The sequence below is a fragment of the Flavobacterium piscis genome, assembly GCF_031457575.1.
Classification (GTDB): Bacteria; Bacteroidota; Bacteroidia; order Flavobacteriales; family Flavobacteriaceae; genus Flavobacterium; species Flavobacterium piscis_A.
In genome coordinates this window covers 312,263-331,607 of record NZ_JAVDWQ010000005.1, presented here as the reverse complement: position 1 = coordinate 331,607, position 19,345 = coordinate 312,263, and the positions used below count along the sequence as shown (strand labels likewise).

Genomic DNA, 19,345 nt, shown 5'->3' with positions numbered 1-19,345 from the left:
CAGTAAAAAGAATATGCCTTTATACACAAGTCAACATCTAAAAATATACAATTCACTTTCGGGTGAAAAAGAAAATTTCAATCCAATTCACGAAGGAAATGTTGGAATGTATGTTTGCGGGCCTACGGTTTATAGCAATGTACACTTAGGAAATGTGAGAACTTTTATGTCATTTGACGTTATATTCAGGTATTTTTTACATCTTGAGTATAAAGTTCGTTATGTACGAAACATCACTGATGTTGGCCATATTGTGGATGATGTTGATGAAGGTGAAGATAAGATCGCCAAGAAAGCACGTTTAGAGCAACTTGAACCAATGGAAGTAGTACAGCGCTATACTGTTGATTTTCATGAAATCCTAAAAGCTTTTAATTTTTTACCGCCAAGCATCGAACCAACTGCAACAGGGCATATTATTGAACAAATCGAAATCATCAAAAAAATTATTGATACCGGAATAGGATATGAAGCCAACGGGTCTGTTTATTTTGATGTTGTAAAATATAATGAAACCAACAATTACGGAGTTTTAAGCGGCCGAAATATCGAAGATATGTTAGCCAATACCCGTGATCTTGATGGTCAGTCTGACAAAAGAAACCCGCAGGATTTTGCACTTTGGAAAAAGGCAGAACCTGAACATATTATGAGATGGCCTTCACCATGGAGTGACGGTTTTCCAGGCTGGCATTTAGAATGTACTGCAATGAGCACTAAATATTTAGGAAATCATTTTGACATTCACGGAGGCGGAATGGATTTAAAATTCCCTCACCATGAATGTGAAATTGCCCAAAACCAAGCTTGTACCGGTCAATCTCCTGTGAATTACTGGATGCACGCCAATATGCTTACATTGAACGGAAAGAAAATGGCAAAATCGACTGGGAATAATATTTTGCCAGGAGAAATTTTAAGCGGGGAGAACCACATTTTAAGCAAAGCTTTTTCGGCTTCTGTAACACGTTTCTTTATGCTACAGGCACATTACAGAAGTGTTTTAGATTTTTCTGATGATGCAATAGTAGCTGCTGAAAAAGGATATAAAAGATTAATGGAGGCTGTTGATGCTTTAACAGGAATTTCAGTAAGCACAACAAGTTCTATAGATATTGCATCATGGAAACAGCTATGCTATGATGCCATGAACGATGATTTCAATACACCAATTTTAATTGCACAATTATTTGAGGCCGTTCGTTACGTTAATTTATTGAAAGAAGGAAAAGAAACTATTTCTACCGAAGATTTAAAAACATTTACAGTTGCAATTAATGCTTTTGTTTTTGATGTTTTAGGCTTAAGTGATGATAAAGCAACTGACAGCAATAATAATAAATTAGAAGGTGTCGTAAATATGCTCATCGGAATGAGAAATCAAGCCAGAGCTGATAAAAATTTCACGCTTTCTGACCAAATTCGTGATCAGTTGATTGCTTTAGGGATTCAATTAAAAGATGGTAAAGAAGGAACTAGCTTTTCAATATAACAATCTTAATTCCTAATAAATCATGAAAGTAATCACTCCATTTGTTTTATTAGTTCGATTTTATCAAACTGCTATCTCGCCTTTTACACCGTCATCCTGCAGGTTTGAGCCCACTTGTTCTACCTACATGATTCAGGCTTTACAAACGCACGGATTATTTTATGGCGGGTATTTAGGAACAAAACGTATTTTGAGTTGTCATCCATGGGGTAAAACGGGCTATGATCCTGTTCCCGAAAAGAAATGCTCACATAAAGATTAACTTATAATAAAGATTTACTCTGTTTTTAATATTTATTTTTACAAAAAACTTAATAATATGACACACGCCTTAAATATCATTTGGAATCCTTCAGAAGGAATCGATTTAGGATTTTTTATGATTCGCTATTATAGTTTGATGTTTGTAATTGCTTTTGGACTAGGCTGGTTTATAATGAAGAAAATTTTCGAACGCGAAAATGAATCAATTGATAAATTAGATTCATTATTTGTCTGGACTGTTTTAGCAACTTTAATTGGTGCTCGTTTAGGGCATGTTTTATTTTATGATTGGGAATATTTTAGAAATCACTTATTGGAAATATTTTTACCATTCAGATTTTCTCCAAATTTTGAATTTACGGGCTTTCAAGGATTGGCCAGTCATGGAGCTGCAATTGCTATTATTATTGCCATGTTCTATTACAGTAAAAAAATCTTAAAACGCCCTTTATTATGGATTTTGGACAGGGTAGTAATCCCTGTTGCCAGTGGTGCTATTTTTGTTAGATTGGGTAATTTTATGAATTCAGAAATTATTGGACATGAAACGACTTCACAATTTGGAATACGTTTTCTTCATGATCAATTCAGTAAGTCAGAAGCTGTAAACAAAACCCTGATAGCTGAGCCAAAAGACGCTTATACAGCAATTGCAACCGATCCTAAATTTGCTGATTTATTAGCTCAGGTTCCGGCAAAGCATCCAACACAATTGTATGAAGCATTTTGCTACATATTTGTATTTGCAATTTTGTTTTTCCTGTATTGGAAAACAAATGCCAGACTTAAATCTGGATACTTATTCGGATTATTTTTGGTTCTTTTATTTTTAGTCCGTTTTATTGTAGAGTTTGTAAAGGAAAGCCAGGGCGGTTTCGAAAGCGAATTAGGTTTGTTTTCAACAGGACAATGGTTAAGTATTCCTTTTATCATTATTGGTCTTTTCTTTATCATTAGAGCGCAAAGAAATCCATTAGCAACTTCTTAAAACCATATTAAAAAAGAATAAAATAATGCCCAGTATGTTTTTTAAACTACTGGGCATTTCTTATAACGAATATAAAATTCCGAATTCAATATTCTTAGTATTATAATCCGACTTTTACTGGCACCCCTCCATTTGAAACGTATTGTACCGGAACAATATAAAAAATTTAACTATCTCTATAAATATATTCTTCCTGTCCGACAGGCTTCATTTGATTCTTCGATCGTGTACCCTTTATCATAATCATAGGCTTTTACTATTCTAAAAAACTTCATAGCTCTAAGGATTCTGCCTTTCGCTCCGTTTGCATTACAGAAACTTTTTCACTACCATGGTTTTGGCTGACTACAGTATAGAGTCTTTGCCTTCCCAGTTCGCTCGACTTGACCTCCCCATTCTCAATACAGATCTCCTAAGACAAACTCATATCTCTTCCCTGTAACTGACATAATTTACTATCTCTTTTTACGTCCAACCGGCTTTTTGGTCCGTTGGCCTCTAATCCTCACAGCGTAAACCTTGATATTATGTTTCTCTTTATTCCCTCACAATTTTCCCGCCTGCTAGCTCCCGTAGGCCGGCTCGTTCCGGACTTACACTACTATGGTAGCGTACAAAAAAAAAGATTCAACTTGCGTTGAATCTTTTTAATAAAAATATAAGGTAAAATCTATGCGTTTTTATGCTTTTGTTCTATTGAATCTTTATCTTCTTTTGAAAAAGAATCCACCAAAACAGGAGTTGCAATAAACAATGAAGAGTAAGTACCAACAATAATACCAATCAACATCGCAAAGATAAATCCTCTGATTGATTCTCCGCCAAAAATAAACATTGTTAATAATACAATGATCATCATTAAAGAAGTATTTAAAGTTCTTGATAAAGTTGTATTAATAGAAGCATTCATAATATCTTCAAAACTTCCTTTACGGTTTCCTAAAATAAACTCTCTAATTCTATCAAATACAATTACAGTATCATTCATGGAATAACCAATAACAGTAAGAATTGCAGCTATAAAGTGCTGGTCCATTTCCATGTGGAAAGGCATGAATTTATAACATAAAGAGTAAATTCCTAATACAAAGATTACATCATGCGCAACAGCCGCAATCGCACCTAATGAATATTGCCATTTACGGAAAGAGATCATTAAGTATAAGAAAATAACACCCATAGCTCCAAAAACAGCCCAATAAGAATTTGTTTTAATATCTTCAGAAATTGAAGCCCCAACTTTAGATGCCTGCAATACTCCTATCTGTTTTCCGTTGTAAGAATTGATAAATTTATCATACGACGTATTTGGGTAATATTTTGCCAATGCATTATATAATTTTTCATTTACTTCTTCATCAACTGCAACACCATTTTCTTTAATCTTATATTTAGTAGTGATTTTTAATTGATTATCATCACCTAAAACTTTTGCTTCTACAGGTGTACCAAAAGCAACAGATAATTCATTTGAAACTTTAGTAGCATCAACAGGTTTATCAAATTTTACCTGGAATGTCCTTCCCCCAACAAAATCAACACCTTCATCTAGCCCATTTACAAAAAAGATAGATACTAAACTAACAACGACAATGATTGAAGAGAAAATGTAAGTAAATTTCCTAACTTTAATAAAGTCATAATGGAAATTAGTAAACCAATTTTTAGTGATATTTGTAGAGAAAGTCAAATCCCCTTTTCCGGCAATATTTCTATCTATAAAAATTCTTGCTATAAATATTGATGTAAATAATGAAGTTGCTATACCTATAAGTAATGTTAAAGCAAATCCTTTAATTGGTCCTGTTCCAAATATAAATAAGATGGCACCAGTTAAAATATGCGTTACGTTTGCATCAATAATTGAACGCATGGCACCATGCCATCCGTAAGATTCTACAACTGCTTCTGATAATGACTTACCATCCCGCAATTCTTCTTTTGCTCTTTCAAATATAATAATATTCGCATCTACCGCAGTACCTAATGTTAATACGATACCTGCAATACCTGGCAATGTTAATACAAAACCAAAACTTGCCATAATACCAAATAAGAAAAGTAAATTTAATAATAAGGCAAGATTAGCATACCAACCTGCTTTACCATAATAAAATACCATCCAAAGGCAAACTAATAAAAATCCTAAAACAGCTGAAATTGTTCCTGCATCAATTGCAGCCTGCCCCAAAGATGGCCCTACTACAGTTGATTGTACAATATCTGCAGAAGCTGGTAATTTACCCGCATTTAAAACGTTAGCTAAATCTTTAGTTTCTGATACATCAAAAGCTCCTGTAATTTCAGATCTCCCGCCTGCAATTGGTCCACTTGTTACTCCCGGTGCAGAATAAACGACATTGTCAAGAACAATAGCAATATAACTTTTTTGAGAAAAAGCCCTACCTGTCAGTTCTTCCCAAATCTTAGCTCCCTGACTGCTCATTTGCATAGAAACAGCTGGTTTTCCTAATTGGTCAAATGTATCTTTGGCATCAGTTACGACACCACCGCTCATTGCAGCAGTATTATCCCTGTTTCCTTTTAAAGCATATAATTCAACTGCTTCAATATCTTTTTGTTTTGCATCTTTTATTGTAGTTGGTTTACTCCAAACAAATTTTGCATAATGTTGGTCAGCAGCCAATAAAATCTTTATATCTGCCCTTTTTAAGTACCCATTAATAACAGCAGTATCTTTTGGTGCAAAATATCCTAAAACCGGACCACCACCCTGACTAAGCATTTTGTCAAATAGAGGGTTATTCCCTGTTTTTGTATCAACAGAATCTTTTGTATCTGTCAATAAAGCATTTAATGAATCTTTAGCAACTGTTTTAGTTTCAGTCTTTTTAATTTCAGTCTTCTTTAAAGCTTCGTTTGCCGCAACTAAAAAGTTTCCAATTTCTTCAACTTTATACGTTTCCCAAAACTCTAATTGAGCCTTACCACCTAATAATTTTTTTATCCTGTCAACATCTTTAGCACCTGGAAGTTCTACTAAGATTCTTCCGGTTTCTCCTAATTTTTGAATATTTGGCTGTGTTACACCAAATTTATCAATTCGTTCTCTTATTACTTTATAAGCACTTTCTACAGACTCATCAACTTTTCTTTTGATTACTTTTTGTGCCTGAGCATCGGTCATTTGAAAATCAATTCCACCTTCACCCTGTAAGCTTCTGTTTGCAAAAATATCAGGAGATGCTAATTTTACAGTTCCTTTTGAATTTGCCTCAAAAGCTTCAAAAAACTTATTTAAATAGGTTTTGTTTCCTTCTAAATTTGCAGTTGCATCCGCTAAAGACTTATTGAAAACCGGATTTTTAGAATTATTTGATAATCCTTTTAAAACATCCTTAATAGAAATTTGAAGAATTACATTGATTCCTCCTTCTAAGTCAAGACCTTTATTGATTTGCTTATTTTTTACTTCATTAAAAGTAAAATTTGTAAATCCAAGATTCAAAACACTTTCTTTACCTATAGAATCCAAATATTTTATTTCTTTTTCAGAGTTGTCCCCTGCGAAAGCTTTTGCATCACTTTTGACATTGTTTGCGACAAAAGTGAACGAAAGTTGGTAAATACTTACCAATGCAAATAGAATTGCGAAAAATTTAATAAGTCCTTTATTCTGCATTATTACTAAAAATTAATTATGTTTTATTGTTTGTTTTGTTTTAAAGTCCCATAAAATAAGCCCTGACACGATTTTTAAAAACTAAAAAACCAGATCACGAATTACTACATTATTTTTAAACCGAGCAAATATATAATTCTCGAAAAGATTAACCAATTTATTTATTAATTAATCTCAAAAAAAAGACTGCAAAAAGTGCAGTCCTTTCTAATTTTAACGTAAATCTTATACTAAAATCGATTTTAAGGCATCATTCATACTTCTAACTGCATCTGCACTTTTAGCGAATAAAGCTTTTTCCTGATCATTTAACTGAATATCCACAATTTCTTCTATTCCGTTTTTTCCAATAATGCAGGGTACTCCAATACATATATCACTTTGTCCGTATTCTCCTTCTACAAAAACAGAACATGCAATCATCTTCTTTTGATTATTTAAGATGCTATCAACCAAATAGGCAACGGAAGCTCCCGGCGCATACCACGCTGATGTTCCTAAAAGACCTGTAAGAGTTGCTCCTCCAACCATTGTATCTGCAGCCACTTTTTGTAAAACTTCCTCTGATAGAAATTCAGTAACCGGAATTCCGTTATATGAAGCCAAACGAGTTAAAGGGATCATAGTTGTATCACCATGACCGCCAATTACCATTGCTGAAATATCGTTTGCCGGTTTATCTAAAGCCAATGAGAGATACGTTCTAAAGCGTGAACTATCTAAAGCACCGCCCATACCAATAATTCTGTTTTTTGGTACCCCGGTAGACTTTAAAGCTAAATATGTCATTGTATCCATTGGATTAGACACAACAACGATAATTGTATCTGGCGAATGCTTTAAAACATTTTCAGCTACTGTTTTTACAATACCTGCATTAATACCGATTAACTCTTCACGAGTCATTCCCGGTTTTCTTGGAATTCCTGATGTAATAACAACTACATCGCTTCCGGCAGTTTTAGAATAATCATTGGTTACACCAGATACTTTGGTATTAAATCCTGTATTAGTTGCACATTGCATAATATCCAACGCTTTCCCTTCGGCAAAACCTTCTTTAATATCCAACAATACAACTTCGCTTGCAATTCCTCTATACGAAATAACATCAGCACAAGTGGCTCCAACATTTCCTGCTCCTACAATGGTAACTTTCATATTTTATCCTTTATTGGTTATTAGTTAATTTTCTAATTTTTGATGAATAGTCAAACTATTTAATTGAATAAATTTTCTTATGCATCAATATTTGCGTAAACAGCGTTTTTCTCGATAAACTCTCTACGTGGCGGTACTTCATCACCCATTAACATTGAGAAAACCCTATCAGCTTCAGCTAAACTATCAATATTAACCTGACGCAAAGTTCTGAAATTTGGGTCCATTGTAGTTTCCCATAATTGTTCCGCATTCATCTCTCCAAGACCTTTATAACGTTGAATAGCTGCACTTCCACCCATTCTTTCATTGGCCTGATCACGCTGTACATCATTCCATGCATATTCTTTCTTATTTCCTTTTTTAACTAAATATAAAGGTGGCGCTGCAATATAAACATGTCCTTCTTCTATTAGTTCTTTCATAAAACGGAAGAAAAATGTAAGTATTAAAGTAGAGATATGACTACCGTCGACATCGGCATCACACATAATAATTACTTTATGATAGCGCAATTTAGACAGGTTTAATGCTTTACTATCTTCCTCAGTTCCAATAGTAACCCCAAGTGCCGTAAAAATATTACGAATCTCTTCATTTTCGAAAACTTTATGATGCATTGCTTTTTCTACATTCAAAATTTTACCACGTAATGGCAAAATAGCCTGAAATGCCCGGTCACGGCCTTGTTTTGCTGTTCCTCCAGCCGAATCTCCCTCGACAAGATAAACTTCGCAACGTGCAGGATCCTGTTCTGAGCAGTCAGATAATTTACCTGGCAATCCACCGCCACCCATTACGGTTTTACGCTGTACCATTTCACGTGCTTTTTTAGCAGCGTGACGTGCCTGAGCAGCCAAAATTACTTTTTGAACTATAATACGGGCATCATTTGGGTTTTCTTCAAGATAGTTTTCAATCATTTCACTCACCGCCTGGCTAACCGGTGAAACGACTTCTCTGTTTCCAAGTTTTGTTTTTGTCTGACCTTCAAACTGAGGTTCTGCTACTTTTACTGAAATAATAGCGGTTAATCCTTCACGAAAATCATCTCCGGAAATATCAAACTTTAATTTATCCAACATTCCTGAAGCATCAGCATATTTTTTCAGGGATCTGGTTAAACCAGTTCTAAATCCTTGTAAATGTGTTCCTCCTTCGTGAGTATTAATATTATTTACATAAGAAAAAATATTCTCAGTATAACTGGTATTGTAGATTAAGGCAACCTCTACCGGAATTTCCCCTTTTTCATGATCCATAGAAATTACGTGTGCAATAATTGGCTCACGATTTCCATCTAAGTAACGAATATATTCTTTTAGCCCTTCATCAGAATGAAAGATTTCCTGAACAAAATTACCATCTTTATCAACTTCTCTTTTATCTGTAAAAGTAATTGTGATTCCTTTATTCAAATAAGAAAGTTCACGCATACGAGCTGATAAAGTATCATAAGAGAACTCCGTTGTCTGAGTGAAAATAGTATTATCCGGATAAAAAGTCTGACGCGTCCCTCTTTTATCAGTCTCTCCAATTTGTTTAACAGGATATAAAGATTTACCTCTTTCATATTCCTGTTCGTATATTTTACCGTCTCTAAAGACAGTGGACCTCATGTGTACTGACAGCGCATTTACAACCGAAACCCCAACTCCGTGCAAACCTCCGGAAACTTTATATGAATCTTTATCAAATTTACCACCGGCGCCAATTTTAGTCATTACTACCTCAAGTGCAGAAACGCCTTCTTTTTTGTGTAAATCAACCGGAATACCCCGACCGTTATCTTCAACTGTTATCGATCCGTCCTCATTAATTGCAACACCAATCGTATCACAATGTCCTCCCATTGCCTCATCAATAGAGTTATCAACAACTTCATAAACCAAATGATGCAGACCTCGAACTCCCACATCCCCTATATACATCGATGGACGCATTCTTACATGCTCCATTCCTTCTAATGCCTGAATACTATCTGCTGAATAATTGTTCTTCTTGATTTCTTCGCTCATATAATTTATTCTAAAAAAATGTAATTATTGTCTAACACGCAAATATATAAAAACGCAATTTATATATCCATTAAATTACGATTTAAAGCGCCTAAGTTATTAACATATTATCAAAAAAAGTCAATAAAAAAAGAAATACCAATATCAATTTACAAAACCAAATTTTTACTTCAAAGCATAAAGCAACAAAAAAATCCGAAACAAACATTACAATGCTGTTTCGGATTTATAATTATAAAGTCAAATTTGATCATTTAAAATTACAAACTGATATCTAAACTGTTACTCCTGATTTTGCAATTTCAGTATCAGCTTTAACATGAGCTGCATTTGCCCTTCCACTTGGGTCAAGATTATCCTGCCATTTCGGAATCCATTTTCGAACTGTTTGTGCAGCGCTTGTTTGGGGATAAAATTTATGAAAGATGGAACGATACAAATAAGCTTCTTTGGTTGTTGGCGTATTATAAGGAAATTCGGTAGCAGCACCTGCCAATTGTTCATCAGAAACCTGAGAAGAACAGAATTCAATTAATTCATCAACCCAATTGTAACCTACTCCATCTGAAAATTGCTCTTTTTGCCTCCATAAGATATCCGCTGGCAGATAAGGATTTTCAGCTGTATCAAATGCTTTTCTCAAAATATATTTCTCAACATCATCATAGGTTTTGGGCTGTTTTTCGATTGTTTTTGTCCGGATAGACACATCTAGGAATTCCTTATCTAAAAAAGGAAATCTTGCTTCTACTCCATTTGCCATAGTTGTTTTGTCTGCACGCAATAAATCTGCAGTAAATATTTTTTGCACCCTTTCTATTGTTTCTTCCTGAAATGCTTCTATTGACGGGGCATTTCTAAAATATAAATGTCCTCCAAAAACCTCATCAGCGCCTTCTCCGGATAAAATTACCTTTACTCCCGTATCTGCGATTGCTTTTGACAATAAATACATCGGTACGCCAGATCTTACTGAAATTATATCATAAGTTTCAATATGATAAATTATTTTCTCTAAGACTTCCACACCTTGTTCTACCGTAAAATGGATTTCATGGTGCTCCGTACCTAAAAATTCAGCTGCTTTTCTTGCCGCAATATTATCTGGTGAATCAGCATCTAATCCGATAGAAAAAGAACAAAGTTTCTGTCCATTTTCTTTTAGTAACCGAGAGGCAATTGCAGAAGTAAGAGAGGAATCCAACCCGCCTGAAAGCAATACCCCCACTGGCACTTCACTCATGAGGCGCTTGTTGGTCGCCTCAATTAATGTATTTCGAATTAAATCTAAATCCAGTACCAGATTTGCATTTTTTCCATCTTCATATTCTGGTTCGTAATACTTTACAAAACCTGTTTTTGCGGTATAATAATGCCCTGGAGGGAAAGTCGAAAATGACTTACATTGATCAGCAATTGATTTCATTTCTGAAGAAAAGTAAATTCTTCCTCTTTCATCTAATCCATAATAAAAAGGCTTCACTCCAATTGGATCCCTGCCTGCAATATATTCATCGCCATCCATAACCACAAATGTCCAGTCACCGTCAAGCATATTACAGAAATCATATCCAAATTCTTCATACAAATGCACAATAACTTCGGAATCAGATTTTGTCCTGAATATATGATTCTTCAAAACACCATCTTTTAATTTCTGATAATTGTAAATTTCCCCATCATGAATCATCCAGGCATTTTTAGATCCCTGTATAGGTTGTTTCCCTGAATTCAAATCAATAATTGATAAACTTTCGTGGCTAATTATACTTCCATTTTCCATAATATGCAAATCCCTTTCATCAGGTCCCCGATGTGACATTCTTTTAGAAAGCTCTTTTACGAGTTGAGGGTCTTTTCCTTTACCTATGACAGCTAATATTCCAGACATACCATTCTATTTTTATTATATATTTTATTCTTAATTAATTCCCCCTTTATTCTCTAAAAAACCTATTTCATGTGGCGAAAGCCAAATATAAAAAATTTCAATAAACATTTAACCAACAAACGATTAAACTCACAAAATAAAATAAATTAAACAATTTATAAACCAGGAAAACGTTCTCAAATGAGAACGTTTTCCTGGGTATAAGTTCTAAAAAAATTAAACTTTTTATACTTTTTGATAAGCATCATCATGTACACTGGCAACAGCTCTTCCTGACGGATCGTTCATGTTTTTGAAAGCTTCGTCCCACTCCAAAGCGATTTTTGTACTACAAGCCACACTTGCTTCCTGTGGCACACATAATGCAGCAGCATCACTAGGAAAATGTTCTGTAAAAATAGAACGATAGTAATATTCTTCTTTAGAAGTTGGCGTCTGTAATGGAAATTTATATTTCGCATTTGCCAATTGCTCATCAGAAACTTCTTTAGCCACAACCTCTTTCAAAGTATCAATCCAGCTATACCCGACACCATCACTAAATTGCTCTTTTTGTCTCCAGGCTACGCTTGGCGGTAACATATCTTCAAAAGCTTTACGAACTACCCATTTTTCCATTGGGTGTTCTTTATTGATCATTTTATCTTGTGGGTTGATTCTCATCGCCACGTCCATAAATTCTTTGTCTAAAAACGGAACACGTCCTTCAATTCCCCATGCCGCTAAACTTTTGTTGGCACGTAAGCAATCATACATATGTAATTTACCTAATTTACGAACATTTTCTTCGTGAAATTCTCTTGCATTTGGCGCTTTATGAAAGTATAAATATCCTCCAAATAACTCATCTGCGCCCTCACCTGACAATACCATTTTGATTCCCATTGATTTTATAACTCTGGCCATTAACCACATTGGGGTCGAAGCCCTTACGGTAGTTACATCGTAAGTTTCAAGGTTATAAATCACGTCACGAACAGCATCCAGACCCTCCTGAATAGTAAATTTAATTTCGTGGTGAATGGTTCCGATATGATCTGCCACAACTCTTGCCGCTGCTAAATCAGGTGAACCCTCTAATCCAACAGAAAACGAGTGCAATTGTGGGTACCAGGCATCTGTAGTATCATCTGATTCAATACGTTTTTGCGCGTATTTTTTGGCTACTGCCGAAGTAATTGAAGAATCTAAACCTCCCGAAAGCAAAACTCCGTAAGGAACATCACTCATTAATTGCCTGTGAACCGCTGCTTCAAGAGCTTCTTTAATAGCAGGAATACTTGTTTCATTATCTTTTACAGCATCATATTCTGTCCAGTCTCTTTTGTACCATTGTACAAACTCACCATCTTTACTAGTCATATAATGTCCCGGAGGAAACAATTGGATTTTTGTACAATATCCTTCTAAAGCTTTCAATTCTGAAGCCACGTAGAAAGTTCCGTCCTGATCCCAACCAATATATAATGGAATAATCCCCATGTGGTCACGAGCTATAAAATACTCGTCTTTCTCAACATCATAAATTGCAAATCCAAAGATTCCGTTCATTTCATCAACAAAATGAGGTCCTTTTTCCTTGTACAGCGCTAAAATAACTTCGCAGTCACTTTCAGTCTGAAAATTATATTTTCCTTCAAATTGTTTACGCAATTCTCTGTGGTTGTAAATTTCGCCATTTGCAGCCAAAACCAATTTTTTATCTTCAGTAAACAAAGGTTGTTTTCCTGAAGCCGGATCAACGATCGCTAAACGCTCATGGGACAGAATTGCTTTATCATTGCTGTAAATTCCGCTCCAGTCTGGTCCACGGTGACGAATGATTTTAGACATTTCTAACACTTGAGGTCTTAAAGTTTCTACTTTTTGTTTTAGATCAAAGGCACAGACGATTCCACACATAATTATATATTTTTATTTTTAAATTTTATTTTTACAGGGCAAAGATGGGTTATTAGTTACAATTGAAAAACATAAATCTTCAATTCAGTTTAAATTTTAAACCATAAATCAAATTTTACATATAAAATGTAAAATTTTAACGTAAAAAAAAGGGATGAACTTGAAAATTTTAATTTGACTTTAAAACGTAGGATTACGGCAAAACGTTAAAGCAGACTCTGCATTATTTAAAAAACGATAAGGATTTACTAAAGAACAAAAAAAGCTGGAAGATTGTGTTTTTATAGAAATATAAAAAATAATCAAACCATATAAGTTCATTTTAGCATTTGCTTTATAACATCTTTATTTGAACATATATCACTTATGTGGCAGAAAAAAATTATTTTCCAATAACTATTCGAGATGAAATATAATCAGGCATCTTCGAAACCGCTAGTTGTAATTTTGTTTTATTGAGCATTTTTATATTTTCATCAGTCAAACTATAATTATAATTATCAAACAAATAATACATTAATACCCTGTTATAATCATCTAAATCATTATCAGCAATCATATCCAGAATAATCATTTCGGCTAATGTAGCATTTGAGCTTTCAGCAAGTGCACGTCCTACTCTATTTATACTTGAATAATAATGATTTTTAGATGGATTTTCTATTCTTAAAGAAATCCCCAGTATCAAATCCAGAACATTTATATCTAAAACCTCTACCTCTTTTATATATGTATTTCTTCCTTTTTGAGCATAACTTCCATCACTTACCCTGTCAAAACGATCATTCATTATATTAAGATGAGAACGTAGAAAAATTTCCCATTTTATTGTTTCAGCAGATAACATTGCAATATTTAATGCATGTATCCTTGGACTACTATCCATACTACAACCGCCAATAACTCGTCTATTTCTTTTTAATTCAAGTTCAGCTTCTTTACTTACATAACGCCCGACATATTCTTCAAATGCATCATCTGAAGATTTAGTTATTTTAGACTCTGCCAATGCCTCATTCAGTATTCTATCAAAATTTGTGTCTGCTCTCCTTAAAGAATCTAATCGAACCAATTTTAATAATTCCCATTTTTCTAATTTTTTATGAAAAGCTTCATATTCCTTTTCAATAAGCTCTCTCTTAACAACATCCTCTTTCTTTTTTTTCTTCGAATTATCTTCAAAATCTATTTGGTCAAAACTATAAAGAAGCGAAAATTTTTCTTCACTAAAACTTGGCCTTTTCAAAACTTTATCGATGTATTCTTGAAATTCCGTTGCTTTAGTAGGCAATGTGTCTTGATACCTTACACCAGAATCTTTCGCATCCATATAAAAAATCTGTGCTGTGGTATCAACTAAACAATCTGAATATTGAATCAATCTTGCATATTTTTCTGAAATTGGTTTTGTTTTAAATTCTTCAATAAAATAAAAAGCTCTTAAAGATTCTTTTGAATATTCAGTTTTTTCATGAAACTCAAAAAACCATTTTCCCTTAAAATTATTTTTATAAGCATCAATATCTTTTTTAGTGGAAGTAATTTCTTCGCTTCCGCTTTTTCCTAACCGTAAACTTGAGAAATCTACACTTTCCACATTTTCATAATTCGTATAATGAGACTTTAAAACCACTAAATTCTCTTCAAAAGCTGCTTTAGGATACTTCGCTTTAAATTCTGAATATGAAATATTATTTTCTAAATCCTTTTTAGCTTTTAAAATGTCTTTTTTTTCTAATCTTACAAAATTTGATTTTGCCTGAGCACAAGAAAGAAATGTTTTATTGAATTCGCAAACCTTAAACTTCAAATTTAGTGAATCAACTATATATTTGAGTTTAACCACAGCGTTTTCCGAGTAAATCAAACCATTATCATAAACTTTAAATTCATTATCCTGAGCATTCAAATTCATACAAATCAAAAACATAAACCCAAAAAGCTTTTTCATAATTTTTTTTTTAATTAATTATTCAACACTCTCAATTGTATAATGAGTATTATTTATTTCAAAAGTAAACCCAACTTTATTTCCCATCAAATGAGAGCCCAAAGGGGATTGTGGAGAAAGCGCAATCACATTAATTCCGTCGATAGTAATCTTAGGAAGAGCAACACTTAAATACAAGTAAATTCCATTGGCCTTTACCAAACTTCCTGAAATGATATTTTCAGTTGTTTTTGAGGCATCGATTTTGTCTAAAATCGCTTTTTGGGTTATCGCTTCTTTTAGTTTATTAGTCAATTTTTCCTGTTCGATATGCATCATCGACAAAGCTGTTTCGTGTTTATCGCCGGCTGAACCTTTTGCATCATTTTTAGAATCTTCGGTCAGTGCCGAAATCATGTCCCTGAAAACATCTATGCGGTCCTGAATCATTTGCAAATAATGTGAATGTATTTTTTGTTTGAAAGTCATATTTTTTTAGGTACTGAGGTTCTAAGTTACAAAGAAGCAAAGGTTTTTAGCAAAAAACTTCATAAGAAATACAAATCTAATTATTATTTTAAGCTCTAAATTAAATTTCGTTTCAAAAAATTAACATCCGATATTCTGTTATTAAACAAACAATCTATAATTTTAACACTTATTAATTTAACTATTATCATGAAAAAATCAACAATCATTACAACAATTGCATTTGGTATTACGATGTTGCTATCATCAAATGCTAATGCTCAAAAATTTCCGGACTTAGACAAGAGTCCAATGGATGTTGCAGCTTACCCAAACGATTATAAAGTTTCGGCTAAAGTTGTAAAAATTCAATACAGCAGACCTCAACTAAAAGGACGCCCTGTAAGCGAATTGGCGCCAAACGGAAAAGTATGGAGAACTGGCGCAAACGAAGCCGCAGAAATCACTTTCTACAAGGATTTAAAATTTGGAACCAACAAAATAAAAGCGGGAACCTATACCCTATTTACTATTCCTGAAAAAGATACTTATACCATAATTATCAGTAAAGATTTGAATGTTTGGGGTTCATACACTTACAAACAAGAAAATGACGTTGCGAGATTAAATGTTCCAGTTACCGAAGCTGCTGATTCTCTTGAAGCTTTTTCAATGGTTTTCACGAAGTCTGACACTGGTGTTATTCTAAACATAGGCTGGGATAAAGTAAGAGTTGCCGTGCCGTTTACAGAATAAGGGCTTTGTATCCAAAAAAAACAGCTTCCAAATTGGAAGCTGTTTTTTTATAAAATTTACTTAGTCTTAAAAATCAAATTTGTAATTCGCCCCTGCTAGTCCCTGAAATCCCTGAACCGGGTAATTCAGCCATTTTTCATATGCCTGATTTCCTATGTTATTTAATTTTAAGAAGAAAGTCAAGCGCTCACTGAATTTATATCCTATATGTGCATTGGCGTCAAAATAGCTTTTTAGGGTAACTACAGCAGGATCCGTTATTACATCAAGATTTGACTGCATATCCTTACGTTCTCCCACATAAAAAACATTTAAACCGGCATACCATTGTTTAGTTATATTTACATCCAGGTTCGAACTTAATTTCATTGTTGGCAAATTCCAGGCTTCTAAGTTCCCATCATTTTTATAACTGTTAAAAGTTCCGTTAATCCCAAAAGAAACATTTTCCGAGAAATCAGCTTTTAATTCCCCATAAAAACGAAACGTCCTTACATCCTGATAAACTACATTAAAAGAATTTCCGAAAGCATAGTCTTCATTTGCTGCATTTTCTGTATAGTCGTTACTTTTAAACAGGGCTTTATTTTTCTCATTCAAATAAGAACCAGTTAAATTATAACTTACATTACTGGCCAGTTTACCTTTTAAACCGGCAAAAACAGTATATTGATTATCAGTTGGGGCTATTGCTAATGTTGGTGACAAAAACGGGTTTTCGGTAACAAAATCTGCGTATGAATTTTGTTCCAGACCTCCATTAACCCCTGTATAAAAAATCATTAAATCGCCTACCAGCTTATACGAAGCATTTACTTTTGGATAAAAAAACAATTTATTGCTGCTATTTTCAGAATCTAAACTATAAAATATCCCAGCTCCCAATTCTAATGTCCAGTCGTTTTCATTCACTACAAAACTTGGCTCAATTCCGAAATTGGTAAAACTATACTTTAACGGCTCTGTATTATCTTTCGAATAATTATTTTCAAAAGTGCCACTCACATGATCTACAATAATATTGGTATTTATCGATTGTTCCATCACATCAACCTTGAAAGTAGGTTTCAGGTAAAACCGATTTTCTGAAGATGAAAAGTTATCTGAAAAATTGGTGAATTTAGTAGCTATTTTACTAAAGACACCTTCATTAAAGTCCATATTTCCACCCAAAGTAATAGCATTATATGAATGACCAGAGCTTATTCCCGGTATTAAAAGGGGGTTAAAATCAGCTGGTAAGCCGTACCAATTGTAAATTTGGTTTTGATACCCCAGATCGACATTCCAGGACATATCGCGATTATTTTGTCCGTAACCAATATTTAATGCTGTATCATAAAATTCGTCATTCAAAAGCACATCTTTAATTCCGCCTTGCGATGAATGATGACGAAACATTCCCGATACAAAATCATTATTTCCCAAATCATGAGTTACAAATAATTCGGCATTGAGAGTGCCGTAATTCCCAACACCTGCTGTTGCATAATTACTGAACAGATGTTCCTGTTTAGACTTTTCTACGCCTTCAGCTTTGCCTTTTGAAGGTGTAAAAGTTGAAGCTACCGGAACAGATAAAATACTGTACTTTATAGTTTCTTTTGCCTGATTTCCTGAATCGTCAAGTGAAGGGGTTTCTTTTACCTTATAAGCATCAGAAATTGTAGGCGAATATGGTTTAACTACATTTACGGTTTCAGTACCTATGGTTTCATCTCTCTTTTGTGAAAAGGAAAGCTGAAAAACAAACAGCAAAATCAAAATGATGGTTTTATTCTGGAAATTAATTTTCATATTTTATTTTTTTGAGAGTATAGAGTAAAAGAATATAGAAATAGCCATATACTAAATTCCGATTCTTTTATCCAGACCCTTTGTTCTTTATCTTATATTCTAAAATCTATTTTCTACTTTCTTTTTTAAACTTCCCAATCTCCTTTAGCTATAAATTGCGCTTTTCCGCCTATTTTAATATCAAATTGATTTTTGGTTAATTCCCCTTTAAAATAAATTTGGGACGGGCGATTCATATAATCTCCCTGATAATTAATTAGTTCAATTTGTGGTGTATAATATTTTAAAAGAAAAGCTTGTAAACATGTACTTGCACTTCCTGTTGCAGCATCTTCTACTAATTGATTATGTTCGATATATAACATTCTGCTAATTATTTTTGAATCTTCTAAACAATAAAAGTACAACCCTCTGTGATTTGTCTTGCAATGCTTTTTTAGCCATTGATCTGTTTTATCTTTATCTAAAACTAAATTCTCTAAAGCTTTTTTACTTTTTAGAGGAACCATTATAAAAGCACTTCCGGTAGTGACTTCCTGAATTGGAAACTGATCTTCAAAATCCTCGCTTTTTAAATTGCTGAACAATAAAAAATCTTGTTTAGAAAAAACATCCCAAAACTCCGGCTGTGCGGCTTTTAACCAAATCAAACCCTCGGATTGCTGAATTGGAATTTCACCAATTGGAACATTTAATGTTATCTTTTTTGGTGCATTATTAAAAACCTTATTCATCAATACCCAGGAAGTTCCTATAATTGGATGACCTGCAAATTTCATTTCGCTTTCTGGCGTAAAAATTTTAATTTCGGCAGTATTATTTTCCAAATTTAGTTTTGTTACAAAAGTGCTTTCAGCGAAATTAATCTCACGGGCAATCTTTTGCATTTCATCAGCGGCAAGATTTTCTGCATCTAAAAAAACGGCCAACTGATTTCCGGCATATTTTTTTTCTGTAAAAACATCAATGATATAAAAAGGTAAACTCATTTATTTCTTTTTTTTATAACAAATAGAAAAGAATATAGAAAACAGA

Annotated in this window: 13 protein-coding genes; 4 read left to right on the top strand and 9 right to left on the bottom strand. The window is 33.6% G+C overall.

Features of this window, described 5'->3' with window-relative positions; genetic code table 11:
* Window positions 1-13 precede the first annotated feature (13 nt).
* Genes cysS through lgt form a run of 3 tightly spaced genes read left to right on the top strand, consistent with a single transcriptional unit; the run spans window position 14 to window position 2,744 of the window.
* Window positions 14-1,492, top strand: a complete 1,479-nt coding sequence (cysS, locus tag J2W48_RS09915) for a cysteine--tRNA ligase (RefSeq protein ID WP_310280796.1) — start codon at window positions 14-16, stop codon at window positions 1,490-1,492.
* 22 nt (window positions 1,493-1,514) lie between these two features.
* Window positions 1,515-1,754, top strand: a complete 240-nt coding sequence (gene yidD / locus J2W48_RS09910; protein WP_310280794.1) for a membrane protein insertion efficiency factor YidD — start codon at window positions 1,515-1,517, stop codon at window positions 1,752-1,754.
* A 57-nt stretch (window positions 1,755-1,811) separates the two neighbouring features.
* Window positions 1,812-2,744 (top strand): prolipoprotein diacylglyceryl transferase, encoded by a 933-nt coding sequence (gene lgt, locus J2W48_RS09905; protein WP_310280792.1) that lies wholly within the window; start codon window positions 1,812-1,814, stop codon window positions 2,742-2,744.
* A 670-nt stretch (window positions 2,745-3,414) separates the two neighbouring features.
* Here the strand turns inward: lgt and secDF are convergent.
* The 7 genes from secDF to J2W48_RS09870 form a co-directional block, all read right to left on the bottom strand.
* Entirely contained in the window at window positions 3,415-6,387 is a 2,973-nt protein-coding gene (gene secDF / locus J2W48_RS09900; protein WP_310280790.1) for a protein translocase subunit SecDF, read from the bottom strand.
* Between the two features lie 225 nt (window positions 6,388-6,612).
* On the bottom strand, window positions 6,613-7,548 hold the full coding sequence (locus J2W48_RS09895; protein WP_310280788.1) for a malate dehydrogenase: 936 nt from the start codon (window positions 7,546-7,548) through the stop codon (window positions 6,613-6,615).
* A gap of 77 nt (window positions 7,549-7,625) precedes the next feature.
* A complete protein-coding gene (gene gyrB, locus J2W48_RS09890; RefSeq protein WP_310280786.1) occupies window positions 7,626-9,566 on the bottom strand; it encodes a DNA topoisomerase (ATP-hydrolyzing) subunit B in 1,941 nt (646 codons plus the stop codon).
* Between the two features lie 274 nt (window positions 9,567-9,840).
* Entirely contained in the window at window positions 9,841-11,457 is a 1,617-nt protein-coding gene (gene asnB / locus J2W48_RS09885) for an asparagine synthase B (protein WP_310280784.1), read from the bottom strand.
* A gap of 225 nt (window positions 11,458-11,682) precedes the next feature.
* A complete protein-coding gene (asnB, locus tag J2W48_RS09880) occupies window positions 11,683-13,359 on the bottom strand; it encodes an asparagine synthase B (protein WP_310280783.1) in 1,677 nt (558 codons plus the stop codon).
* Window positions 13,360-13,741: 382 nt separating this feature from the next.
* Window positions 13,742-15,310: a hypothetical protein gene (locus J2W48_RS09875; protein ID WP_310280781.1), complete on the bottom strand. Its 1,569-nt coding sequence runs from the start codon at window positions 15,308-15,310 to the stop codon at window positions 13,742-13,744.
* Between the two features lie 18 nt (window positions 15,311-15,328).
* Entirely contained in the window at window positions 15,329-15,778 is a 450-nt protein-coding gene (locus J2W48_RS09870) for a hypothetical protein (protein ID WP_310280779.1), read from the bottom strand.
* A gap of 189 nt (window positions 15,779-15,967) precedes the next feature.
* On the opposite strand from J2W48_RS09870, the gene J2W48_RS09865 reads away from it, so the two are divergent.
* A complete protein-coding gene (locus tag J2W48_RS09865) occupies window positions 15,968-16,513 on the top strand; it encodes a DUF2911 domain-containing protein (protein WP_310280777.1) in 546 nt (181 codons plus the stop codon).
* Window positions 16,514-16,579: 66 nt separating this feature from the next.
* Here the strand turns inward: J2W48_RS09865 and J2W48_RS09860 are convergent, their stop codons facing one another.
* A complete protein-coding gene (locus J2W48_RS09860; protein WP_310280775.1) occupies window positions 16,580-18,310 on the bottom strand; it encodes a TonB-dependent receptor in 1,731 nt (576 codons plus the stop codon).
* 125 nt (window positions 18,311-18,435) lie between these two features.
* Window positions 18,436-19,299, bottom strand: coding sequence for a PhzF family phenazine biosynthesis protein (locus J2W48_RS09855; RefSeq protein WP_310280774.1), 864 nt, complete (start codon window positions 19,297-19,299; stop codon window positions 18,436-18,438).
* Between the last annotated feature and the right edge of the window lie 46 nt (window positions 19,300-19,345).

What these genes read in the sequence shown, in the direction of transcription:
- gyrB (WP_310280786.1), bottom strand. Translation starts at nt 9,566, where the DNA reads ATGAGCGAAGAAATCAAGAAGAACAATTATTCAGCAGATAGTATTCAG.
- secDF (WP_310280790.1), bottom strand. Translation starts at nt 6,387, where the DNA reads ATGCAGAATAAAGGACTTATTAAATTTTTCGCAATTCTATTTGCATTG.
- J2W48_RS09855 (WP_310280774.1), bottom strand. Translation starts at nt 19,299, where the DNA reads ATGAGTTTACCTTTTTATATCATTGATGTTTTTACAGAAAAAAAATAT.
- J2W48_RS09895 (WP_310280788.1), bottom strand. Translation starts at nt 7,548, where the DNA reads ATGAAAGTTACCATTGTAGGAGCAGGAAATGTTGGAGCCACTTGTGCT.
- lgt (WP_310280792.1), top strand. Translation starts at nt 1,812, where the DNA reads ATGACACACGCCTTAAATATCATTTGGAATCCTTCAGAAGGAATCGAT.
- cysS (WP_310280796.1), top strand. Translation starts at nt 14, where the DNA reads ATGCCTTTATACACAAGTCAACATCTAAAAATATACAATTCACTTTCG.
- yidD (WP_310280794.1), top strand. Translation starts at nt 1,515, where the DNA reads ATGAAAGTAATCACTCCATTTGTTTTATTAGTTCGATTTTATCAAACT.
- asnB (WP_310280784.1), bottom strand. Translation starts at nt 11,457, where the DNA reads ATGTCTGGAATATTAGCTGTCATAGGTAAAGGAAAAGACCCTCAACTC.
- asnB (WP_310280783.1), bottom strand. Translation starts at nt 13,359, where the DNA reads ATGTGTGGAATCGTCTGTGCCTTTGATCTAAAACAAAAAGTAGAAACT.
- J2W48_RS09860 (WP_310280775.1), bottom strand. Translation starts at nt 18,310, where the DNA reads ATGAAAATTAATTTCCAGAATAAAACCATCATTTTGATTTTGCTGTTT.
- J2W48_RS09865 (WP_310280777.1), top strand. Translation starts at nt 15,968, where the DNA reads ATGAAAAAATCAACAATCATTACAACAATTGCATTTGGTATTACGATG.
- J2W48_RS09870 (WP_310280779.1), bottom strand. Translation starts at nt 15,778, where the DNA reads ATGACTTTCAAACAAAAAATACATTCACATTATTTGCAAATGATTCAG.
- J2W48_RS09875 (WP_310280781.1), bottom strand. Translation starts at nt 15,310, where the DNA reads ATGAAAAAGCTTTTTGGGTTTATGTTTTTGATTTGTATGAATTTGAAT.